Source organism: Bacillota bacterium (assembly GCA_013314855.1).
Classification (GTDB): Bacteria; Bacillota; Clostridia; order Acetivibrionales; family DUMC01; genus Ch48.
On sequence record JABUEW010000135.1, the window covers coordinates 1 to 10,636 of the forward strand.

10 protein-coding genes, 1 tRNA gene and 1 pseudogene are annotated in these 10,636 nt (G+C 38.3%); 3 read left to right on the top strand and 9 right to left on the bottom strand.

The genetic code is table 11. The features are described 5' to 3' along the window. Positions 1–272: 272 nt before the first annotated feature. Genes HPY74_17390 through HPY74_17400 form a run of 3 tightly spaced genes read left to right on the top strand, consistent with a single transcriptional unit; the run spans position 273 to position 3,653 of the window. Positions 273–575, top strand: a complete 303-nt coding sequence (locus HPY74_17390; protein ID NSW92411.1) for a hypothetical protein — start codon at positions 273–275, stop codon at positions 573–575. Continuing rightward, a complete protein-coding gene (locus tag HPY74_17395; protein ID NSW92412.1) occupies positions 548–2,083 on the top strand; it encodes a sensor histidine kinase in 1,536 nt (511 codons plus the stop codon). Before HPY74_17390 ends, HPY74_17395 begins: the two co-directional genes overlap by 28 nt. Further along, positions 2,058–3,653, top strand: a complete 1,596-nt coding sequence (locus HPY74_17400; protein NSW92413.1) for a response regulator — start codon at positions 2,058–2,060, stop codon at positions 3,651–3,653. The genes HPY74_17395 and HPY74_17400 overlap by 26 nt, the downstream gene beginning before the upstream one ends. A gap of 85 nt (positions 3,654–3,738) precedes the next feature. Here HPY74_17400 and HPY74_17405 read toward each other — a convergent pair whose 3' ends face one another. From HPY74_17405 to HPY74_17445, 9 genes and pseudogenes are all read right to left on the bottom strand, one after another. After that, positions 3,739–4,194, bottom strand: a complete 456-nt coding sequence (locus HPY74_17405; protein ID NSW92414.1) for a hypothetical protein — start codon at positions 4,192–4,194, stop codon at positions 3,739–3,741. A gap of 245 nt (positions 4,195–4,439) precedes the next feature. Then, on the bottom strand, positions 4,440–4,724 hold the full coding sequence (locus HPY74_17410; GenBank protein NSW92415.1) for a hypothetical protein: 285 nt from the start codon (positions 4,722–4,724) through the stop codon (positions 4,440–4,442). Then, on the bottom strand, positions 4,721–5,491 hold the full coding sequence (locus HPY74_17415; GenBank protein ID NSW92416.1) for an ATP-binding protein: 771 nt from the start codon (positions 5,489–5,491) through the stop codon (positions 4,721–4,723). Before HPY74_17415 ends, HPY74_17410 begins: the two co-directional genes overlap by 4 nt. Beyond that, positions 5,472–6,962: an IS21 family transposase gene (locus HPY74_17420; protein ID NSW92417.1), complete on the bottom strand. Its 1,491-nt coding sequence runs from the start codon at positions 6,960–6,962 to the stop codon at positions 5,472–5,474. The genes HPY74_17415 and HPY74_17420 overlap by 20 nt, the downstream gene beginning before the upstream one ends. Continuing rightward, on the bottom strand, positions 6,955–7,887 hold the full coding sequence (locus HPY74_17425; protein ID NSW92418.1) for a hypothetical protein: 933 nt from the start codon (positions 7,885–7,887) through the stop codon (positions 6,955–6,957). The genes HPY74_17420 and HPY74_17425 overlap by 8 nt, the downstream gene beginning before the upstream one ends. 68 nt (positions 7,888–7,955) lie before the next feature. Further along, entirely contained in the window at positions 7,956–8,606 is a 651-nt protein-coding gene (locus tag HPY74_17430; GenBank protein ID NSW92419.1) for a hypothetical protein, read from the bottom strand. A 33-nt stretch (positions 8,607–8,639) separates the two neighbouring features. Next, complete coding sequence (locus HPY74_17435; protein ID NSW92420.1) at positions 8,640–8,900, bottom strand: hypothetical protein; 261 nt, start codon at positions 8,898–8,900, stop codon at positions 8,640–8,642. 14 nt (positions 8,901–8,914) lie between these two features. Then, a pseudogene (locus tag HPY74_17440) lies at positions 8,915–9,997 on the bottom strand (PglZ domain-containing protein). Between the two features lie 308 nt (positions 9,998–10,305). Then, positions 10,306–10,380, bottom strand: a tRNA-Cys gene (locus tag HPY74_17445). Positions 10,381–10,636 lie beyond the last annotated feature (256 nt).

The following is a 10,636-nucleotide window of genomic DNA, read 5'->3' on the forward strand; positions in this document are numbered from 1 at the left end:
TTTTTTAGAAAATATGCCATATAATCCCCTCCTTATTTATCACCACTATCACCATTAATTATAGCACATAAAAAGTAATTTTGCAAGTGTTTTTAGCAATAAAAAAAGCCTTATTTTAAGGCTGCTTTACGCTTTTAATATAAAATTTACTCCTAAAGATTTATGGTGCTAACTTCTAAAGACGGGTATATTTTTTCTAGCTCTTGTGTATAATTTTATGCAATGTTATAATAAATATAACAATTAATTAATCCATGGGGAGGATACTGGGTATGAAACATATTCATAATAAGCTGGTTCTATGGTTTATTGTGGTTTCAATTTTTCCCACCATGTTTATCGGTATATTTTCTTATTTTAAGTCCACCCAGTCTCTTCAGAATAAGCTAAATAAGGCTTCTTTGTCCACTTTGGAGCAGATCAATAAAAATATGGATGAGAAAGTGCAAAAGGTAGAAATGTATCTGGATGTCTTTTTTACCAGTGAAAAAATCCAAAAGGTGCTTCATGAAGTAGATTTTAAAAATACCCTACCGGAAATGTCTATATGGCATACTATCAGCTTGATCCCATGATTGCTTCTCTATTCCATAATGATACGGATGTGCAAACCACCATTCTTTTTCCCAATTCGGGAGGCAGTTATGTCTATAAAGGTTATATCAGTCAGGGTGATGCTATAAGAAACTCACAGTGGTACGAAAAAATATTATATGGTAAGGGTCAGACTGTTTGGGTGGGGCTTATCCCCAATCCGGATCAATTAAGCACTAATGAAAAGGCTTTTGCAGTAGGAAGGGTTATTAAAGATACCGCATTCCGAAAGAATCTGGAGGACATTGGCGTGGTGGTAATTTTATTGAATGAGAATATATTCTCCAGTATCTACCAGGATGTTGAAGTGGGACCTTATGATATGATTGCAGTTATGGATGAATACGGAAGACTGATTTCCCAGGAAAAAGGAGGAGGAATTAAGGATATTTGGCAGCACTCTTTTATTGATAAAATATTAAATCAAAATCAGGGCTACTTCCGTCAAAAAATAGATAAAGAGGATATAATGATCACCTATTCTACTTCCTCTGTTACCGGATGGAAAACCATAAGAATGATTCCCTATAGATGCTATATGAATGAAATAAGGGATATTGGCTGGATGACCCTCACTTTGTTAATTATATGCTTGATAGGAATTTATGGCATATCATTTTTAATCGCCAGAAGGATATCCGAGCCCATTAGAGCTTTATCCGTTGCCATGAGACAAGTGGGGGATAAGAATTTCCAGGTTTCGGTTCCTGTGTGTTCCAATGACGAGATTGGGATGATTTCTGCCGGCTTTAACCACATGGTTATTAAATTGAAAAATTTATTTAATCGGATAGTCCAGGAGGAACAACAGAAGAGGAAAGCGCAAATTCGAGTCCTTCAGTATCAGATCAACCCTCATTTTCTTTATAATGCCCTGGTTTCCATTCGCATGGTAGCCATGATGCATCATGACCATGAGGTGGCTGATATGGTTTTGGCTTTAAATCGTTTATTGAGGAATACCATTAGCAAAGCAGGTCATATGATCACTGTAGCTGAGGAAATAGATAATTTAAAGGATTATTTTACATTGCAGCAGGTTCGATACAAGAATAGAATTTTGGTAGAGTATAGAATAGAAGACACAATTTTATCCTATAGAATTCCTTGGATGCTTTTGCAACCATTGGCTGAGAATGCCATATCCCATGGACTAAATGATAAACTGAACGGAGGGGATAATGATGCCAGGATTATTATCAGGGGAACTGTAAAGGGAAATTATCTATTATTGGAGATAGAAGACAATGGTCGAGGAATTCCTGAGGATTATATCCGGAAGATTTTTGACGGGAAAGCGGAGAAATATGAGGATTCCGGAACTCATATAGGCATAAAAAATACCCATGATCGTATTCAACTGGAATTTGGCAATGACTATGGTATTAGTATTAATAGCATTTTAGGGGAATATACGAGGGTAACAGTTAGACTACCGGTTATCAGTGGGAGTGATAAAGAGAATGATCAATGTGTTGTTGGTGGATGATGAACCTTTGATGAGGGAAGCGCTGCGAACATTATTTGATTGGGGAAGCCACGGATTCCGAATTATCGGCGAAGCTTACAATGGGGTGGAGGCTTTGAAAATAATGGAGCAACAGCAGATGGATATTGTTTTGGCCGATATTAAAATGCCAGTAATGGACGGATTGGAGTTGATCCAAACAGCAAGGAAGTATAATAAGGCAACTGTTTTTGTAGTACTTAGTGCTTATGATGAGTTCCGTCTGGTAAGTAATGCTTATAAAATGGGGGCGAAGGATTATATTTTAAAATCAGAGATGACAGAGGAGCAGGTTATACAAGTTTTACAGAAAGCTTACCATGAGATGATGGAGATAAGACAGCAGCAAAAGCAAATGGAAGAACAGGAGCAAACCTGTAAGCTGTTTGAAAAACACCGGCAGGAGATTTATTATAGGCTTTTAAAAGAAGTGATAGAAGGACGATTCAGTATAAAGCATCAGCAAGATTTGATAAAATTGGGCTTGCGATTTGCTGGTGATCGAGTAGCAATCATGGTTATTTGTGTGGAAAGTTATGTCAGAACAGATTATTCTAAAAGGATATCCTCTGAGTTATCCCATAGCCTGCTGGAGTATTTGGAAAATATTTTGAATAATCATAAGACAGGGAATTTATTGCCTTATCTCCCAGGCGAGTATATAATTCTTTCTTGTTTTGATTCAAAAGATAGTGTGAGGGATATAAATGAAAAAATGACAGTATTGTATAATGATATTAGAAAAAAACTGGAAGCACAATTTGGTGTTATAGTGAGTGCGGGATTAAGTCGTATAGGAAAAGGGATGTCTATTGCAGGAGAACTATATCAGCAGGCTTTAATTGCCTGCCAGAATTCTTTTGTTCAAGGAAAAGGAAAGTTGATACGTTATGCGTATTTACCACCAGAAATAAACAGAGATATGCTTAATGCGGATCGAAAATTAACAGCATTGAAAGAATCGCTTAAATCAATGGAACCAAAAAAGATTAGAGATGGTCTGGATTTTATGATTGTACAGGTGGAAGTGGTTTCTCAAAAAATGATTGATGATATTCGAAAATTGTTTGAAAGATATTATACATGCATTTGCGAATATGGAAGGGATTATTTTCTGGACCAGGATCTTGCCTGTGTATTGGAAGAGTATAATAAAAACTTGCGGGATAGCGGGGATTTGAAACAGCTAAATAATTGGATCAGGAAGACTTTAACAGTAGTAGCATGCGCAATAGAAAATGGGAACTATTTGATTAATAGAGTTAAAAATTATCTCCATAAAAACTATCAAAATAATATATCTCTTTCTCTAGTGGCCAGGGAAATGGGAGTCAGCAGCAGCTATTTAAGCCGGGTATTTACCAAGAAAGTCGGATGCAGTTTTATAAATTATCTAACACGGGTGAGACTGAGTGCCGGCCTGGAATACATGAGAAACTCCAATATGAAAATCTACGAAGTAGCGGAAAAAGTCGGTTATAGTAGTGCGGAACATTACAGCCGAATGTTTAAGAAAGTGTTTGGTAAAAGCCCTAAAGAATATTTAGGATAGCGACACAAGGGGACGGTTCCTCCGTGTCCTTTGAGACAGACACAAGCAACGACACAAGGGGACAGCAGGCCTCCAATATAGTATTCTACCCCTTATAAATTGTCGGATTAAACCCCATGCTCGATATAATAAGATCTATCCATTCCTCTGTAGTAAAGTTCGACCTGCATTCCTTATAATATTCAATATCAACGCTTCCTACCTGAAACGGCTTGAAATTGCGCATCCACAGCTGTCCCTTTTCATTTGGCGACGACGGAGGGACATAAAAAAGGTCGGCAACACCCCAAACCCCACTGGTAAGAAGCAAGTTGTTTTTTTTCACAATATCGTCGCTGATAAATGCGTCATTCATATCCAGGAAAGGAATTTTCAACGCTCTCTTGCCAGTTTTAAGATTCACTGAAACGCTGTAATCGTCCAGCAGCTTAACATTTTCCATATTAAGCAGTCTGTTTTTAACTTCTTCCTTTTGTCCTTTCTGGGGAAGATACCTGTTAACAAATGCAGATATCTTATTTCTTGACTCTTCGGTATGGATGCGCTACATTCTATATATACCACTGAAAAAATGAAAATCATGGAAAAACGCTATGTAAAAGTATACCACCTCAATTCCTTTACTCTCAATACTTTCGACCACTGTAATTTTATGCTTGCATAAGTACTATTGCTATAAATTTCATTCCGGGTGGAAATAATTATACTTGCCTGCTTTTTATGTTCAACTCCAACAAAAAAAGCCTATACTTGAGTATAGGCTTTATGGAAAATGATTCAATCAATTTAATCATAATCCAATTCGTCAATTCCGGATTCATTTATCGCGCTTAAAAGACAAGCTTTGAAATATTGTTTTGTATTCCAAATAGGTCTTTTTTCTTTAGCCTGACGGTACTTGAAAACTGCCCTGTCAATATGATTTAAACGAAGTCTGTAAAGTGATTCGCAGTTTGCCGCATACAATTCATTAATCACTTCAATAATGAGATTTCTTAAGTCATCGCAGAAATAATTGACTCCGGATAGTTCGTAAAAGTCAGTCAGTTTGTCAGTCGTAATTTTCTTCACTGCTCATTTTCACCACCTTTGCACCTCTGCAGCCTGTAGTTTTCACCATTCATATTCAAAACGGTAGAACGATCAATCAGCCGTCCTATCAGGGCAGAAGCCAGTTGTTCATCCTTTCCAAGAAATGTCATCCATTTTGAGAATTCGAGATTTGAAGTGACAAGTGTGCTTTTTGTCTCGTAGCGTGCCGCAAATATTTGAAACAATAGGCTTGCACCTGCCGCATCAAAGGATAAAAAGCCCAGTTCATCAATCAATAAAATATCACAGGTATTAACATTCTTAATATACTGCGACAGGCGTCTTTCGTTTGCCGCCTCCGTCATTTGGGTAACAAGATCCGATGCTCTTTTGAATTTGACAGTATACCCCCGGGTGATAGCTTCAATACAAATAGCAGTCAGCAAATGACTTTTACCCGTACCGCTGTTGCCGATAGCAACTATGTTCCGCTTGTCTTCAACAAATCTGCAGGTCGCAAGTTCCATAACTATATCCTTGTTCAAATCCGGCAGGCGCTTTGAGTCGAATTCAAAGGTATCAAGCGTTTTGATAACAGGGAATCCCGCATTTTTGATACGGTATTTGTATTTGTTTTCATTCTTAATATTCTGTTCTGCTTTCAGAAGCTGATGAAGAACTTCTTCAGTAGACAAATCATTTTTTACATATTCTTTGTATCTTGCAAAGGAATGAAGTCTAAGGCTTTTTGATATGGATACAATATCCTCGGATAAGGATATGGGGTTAGGAATTATCTTTTTCATGAAGATTTCGTCTCCTTTCGATCAATTGGTCATATTGCTCCAGGTTGGCAGGTTGAACCTTAACGTCATCAACACTGCATGGATCCGCTTTTCCAAGTATTTCAAGGTAAAAACAAACCCTATCATAGGAAGGGCATCCGGTAAGGTTTGCTTGTTTTACGGCCCACAGAAGGGTATCCGGTTCCAGCTTTTTAGCCAGGAGCAGGATATTGACAAACTGGACGTTTTTATCCCAATCCTTGCACAGTTTAAGGAAGTCAGCCAGTTCGACAGGCATAACCCCCTTGTTGATGGGAACTGCATTTCTAATAGCCCGAGGCTTTCTTTGAAGGATTTCAAGATAGTGCTCCGGGATATATTGATGATCAGAGGGGTGCATACCTTTTTTATGCTGCCATACCAGCTTGCCAAGATAATATATATCCACATGGAAAGGTGAAACCTTTACTGTAACAGACATCCCCGCATATTCGGGCGGAACGGAATATTTTATCCCGCCAATCCTTATGGTGAGGTCAGGATACACATTGGCCTTTACTTCTTCGGACGGATCCATGGGATATGTCGGAAGGGGAAGAAGATATCCCTTTTCTTCATCAAGCATATCCTTAATCGTTCTCGTCCGGGTCTTTATCCTGTGGGACATGCAATATTGGATGCATTTTTGAGTCACATGCTCCTGGAGTTCCTGGTAACTTTCCACCCATGGTATGGGAGTAAAAGCGATTTTTCTGATGATTGAAACAAGGTTCTCGACCGAGCCTTTTTCCCAACCTTTTGCGGCATTGCAAAATATTCCTTCAAAAGCATAATGCGCTTCAAGCTTTTTAAACTTCTCCTGTTTCACCGCATCCTTACCGGAACCCTCCAGAACAGCGCTTTTCAGGTTGTCATAAATACACCGGCGAGGAACACCTCCGAAATATTCAAAAGCCATCACATGGCCCATAAAGAAACTGGAGCTTGTCTTATCCGGGAATACCGCCGAGAATATGCCGTAGCTGTAGGGGAGAACAGCACAAAATACGGAAACCCGCGTCTTAAGCTTTTTTATGTAGGCATAGGCATCACCCCAGTCAAATTCCATAGCCTCACCCGGTTCAAATTCAAGCGGCACAAATATTTCAGGCTCGTCTACCCGCATCTCCTGTATATACTTTCGTATGGTTGATTCCCCTATGGTATACCCAGACTTTAGAAGCATTTCCCAAATAACCTTCGCATTAAGTTTTTGTTTTTTCGGAGCGTCCTTGTTTTCATTGATGATCCGGATAATCTCTGATTCCAGGGTTAACCTTAAGGGACCCTTGCTAATTTGATATTCTTTCCTTTCACCGGGCATATGTGAGCCTTCACAATATTTTTTCACCGTGGGTCTTGATACTCCCAGTTGTTTTGCGATTTGTCTTTGACTTAAGCCTTCGACTGTGTAAAGCCTTCGTATCATCCGGTAGGTATCTGTGTCAATCATTTATATCACTCCCTTCATATGAATCCGGTTTCCCCGGGGAAACTTTCCAATGCTTGAGCAATGTGAGAAATTTTTTAACGGAATCTTCAACGGCCTGAATCAAAGATGCATACTTGAAGATCTTTTCCTTCTCCCAAACTGCAAAGAAGACCTCGATATCATGGATAACATTCAGAATTAATTTAAGCGCATTTTGAAATTTAACATCGTCATCCACTTTACCCCTGGTGCTTTTAATACTTACAGTGTTTATATTCTCCATAGCACAAAGAGGATTATTGATGATTTCTTCTTTCAGCGCATCCGGCGTATTCTTGTCGGTATAAGCGCCCACAAGTCTTTCCACCATGGATTTCGGAATGCGGTTTGCATAGATATTCATGGCAAAAGTATGCTGCCGGTCTTTTGGAATACGTGCGATATTCTGTGCAATGGACGGGCATAGCGCCTTATCCGTCACCATGGCTGCCACATTGTCGTTCAGTCTCTCCACCAGGGAGAGCCTTTTCGAAATCCATGCCTCTGACTTCATAAGCTGCTCTGCCAGTTCCTTTTGGTTGCAGTGTCCCAGGTTTAAAATCTCTTTCAAAATCAAGCCTTCTGATATGTGGTTTAGTTCCCTGCGAAGAGATGATAAGAGAATAATTGCCTTGCCGATGTCGTCAGGAGACTGAATTTTTGTGACAAAAACATCTGCCTTATCCACTTTCATTTCTTTTAGAACCGAAAGCTCATTGTTCCCTTTCAGGACCATCATTGTGCCTGACGGCTTTTCAACCGTAACAATGGGCATGACAAGTCCGTACTGTTTGATATTTTTTTTGCACAGCGCCCTTTGTGTTCCGGATATTCCAATTCCTAGCATCCTGTTTTCCGGAATTGTTTTAATATCTACTTCCTTTATGGGGTATTTTATTATTTTCACGTATATACCACCTCCCAGGAAGCATATTACCTTCTATGTTGGTGCATGGCGATAGGGTTTTGAAATTCTCAAAGCAAAAATTTCTGAGTTCGATTGAAGAAATTGTAATTTAACATACTGCAGAATGCAATCTCATTTCCTTTGATTAACACAGGTTCAATAAGTGAAAGCAGTTTTTTATGCCTTAAGACTTGAGCAACACTCCAGTGAGCACGTTCAACAAACGGGGAACTAGGCGGCGCTGGAACTACGGTGGGCAGAATGTCATAAATGTTCAGAGAAAGCTTTTTAAGAACCCTTGATAGTGTAGAGTGGCTGAAGCTTTCAAGTCCAAATTTCTGACGAGTTCTTAATGCAGCTTCTCTCATGCTGATTTTTGAACTCAAATACAATGCTGTCGCATAAATATATACATATATAGGGTATTTTCTGTTCGGAAGTTTTATGGATGGCCACAAAGCAACATTTTTTCTGCCAGGAAATTTAAGCATAGGACACTTTAACTGCTTTTCTTGACCACTTACTAAAAATTTATAAGTCAGGCTTTTACGCCTGAGCAAGAAGAAGCTTTTAAGCTTACTCAGGAGTTCATGGTCAAAACTGCAGTAAAAACTATCCTTATGGATGTTGATTTTAGCGTCAATCAATGTTATTATCAAAGTGTCTTGTTTGGAGTCTTGAAGGGTTAAATGTGGTGAACATTTAACATAAACCTTCAAGACTCGTCCTCATTTCAGCAGTATTTTTTGCGGCTATGTATTTTCGTAGCACGCTAAAAAAAGTATACCACATTTTTGGTATACTTTCATCATAGCACCGGTATCATTTTTGGTATACTTAATTCGTAGCGAATCCACTTCGGTAAGCTCACCGTCCTCCAAAAAATTATAAAGAATCCATTCTCCAACATATGCAGGAATGGCCCTGGAGGAGAACCCCGCCTTATGTATCAAGCTTTTATTTATTACAACGTCCCCATAGCAGTCATACGCTTTTTGTTCAAACTGCAACATACTCCATACCTCACTTAAAAAATATCATCAAAGTTTGCTATATTCCGTTGAACACTCTTAACAATAATCGGAAGCTTATATTCATGTGTGTATTCCTTTCCGAGAAACTTATACGTCACTTTCAGCAGCAATTCTTCATTCCCTTCATTTTTAACAAAACGAATATTATCCATATATACTTTAAACGCCGAAAGTTCATCAAATTTCTCATATTTCACACTTTTAGAATCTGACCTGGCATTAGAATTCAATATGCTTATTTCAATATCTTGCACAGCGTATTCATTCGGATTCTTAATAATCATCTGAATTTTTGATTTTACAGACAACCTGAATTCATTTGATAATAGAGTAATGATCAAAGCCTCTTCCTTAACATCCACCCTTTCAAATCTTATAAAAGGCACGATCTGCTCCTCAGGAGTTATTCCGCCATGAACATAAAAATTTTCGTCTGTTTCCTTAAAGCGATAATACTTTTTTGCAATCAGGTAATTCTCCTTCGTTCCAAATCTATTCCTGTCAATAACGTAACAATAGAGGTCAATATTGCTGTGCAGCTTACTCATATCCTCATCTGCAACGTAAACATACCTGTGATCCGATTTTTCTACACGACCCTTATAGTACGCCTGATCAATCAGATTTTCCTGGCTGCTCAATATGATTGTACTTCCATGATCTGACATCACATAAACTTTCAGCTTATTTTCATATCCGATTCTTTTGGCAAAAGCGAAAATCTCCCGACTCAAAGCATTGAGTTCATTTTTTATTTTTGATCTCATTGATAATGCGGATTCCTTTTGCCCTTTATGCAGTATATCGTCAATTTCAAGGTAATTTAGTATTAATACGTCCTCGTCCTTATTATCAATTTTCGACAACTCGCTTATATTTTCAAGATATCGCATGCTAAGGCCAAGCATACCCGCCCACTTCTTAACTTCCTGCTTATAGCTGATATTTTTCGCATTGCTGTACGGTTCACCTGTAAACAAACTTCCTTTTGACACCTCGGTTACAGTTGGAAGCATTGCAAGTAATGGTTTCTCACTTGCCGAACTGAACCCCTGCTTTAAAAAGTAATCTTTTAAAAGATTTAAATATTTATATAATTAAAATTATCAATAATTATAACCAGAGAAAGTTCGTTATTCGCCAGCTCACTGCTAAGCATGGAAAATGCCCTGTAAACCAGGTACTCTCCACAAAAAATCAACTGAGCATAATTATCATATATCCAATTTCCATAACAAAACAAAACGGATTATGAAGATATTTAATCGTCTTCCTATTTCGGCAAAATCCATCATCCGTAAAATTATAAGCCACTAAAACACTTGTTACGTATATGTAAAAATCCCTGACAGCCTTGGTTTCAAGACTTTCAGGGATTCTCTCTTGGAGGCGCCACCCAGATTTGAACTGGGGAATAAAGGTTTTGCAGACCTCTGCCTTACCGCTTGGCTATGGCGCCACTCTATTTTGCACATTTAAGTTTAACAGATAAAGGCCAAATAGTCAAGTAGGTATTTTTTCGGTTGTGTTTTTTTTCGGTTTTTTGTTAGATATCCAAGTTTATTTTCCGGGATTTAAAGTAAAGGGAGCTGCTCTGGGTATATCTATTGCAAGGTTGATCGGAGCTGTTCTGTCGTTATATGTTTTGTTCCGAGGTTCAGGAATTATTGAGCTTAAAAAAATATTCCCGCTAAAGATTGACATTAATATTCAAA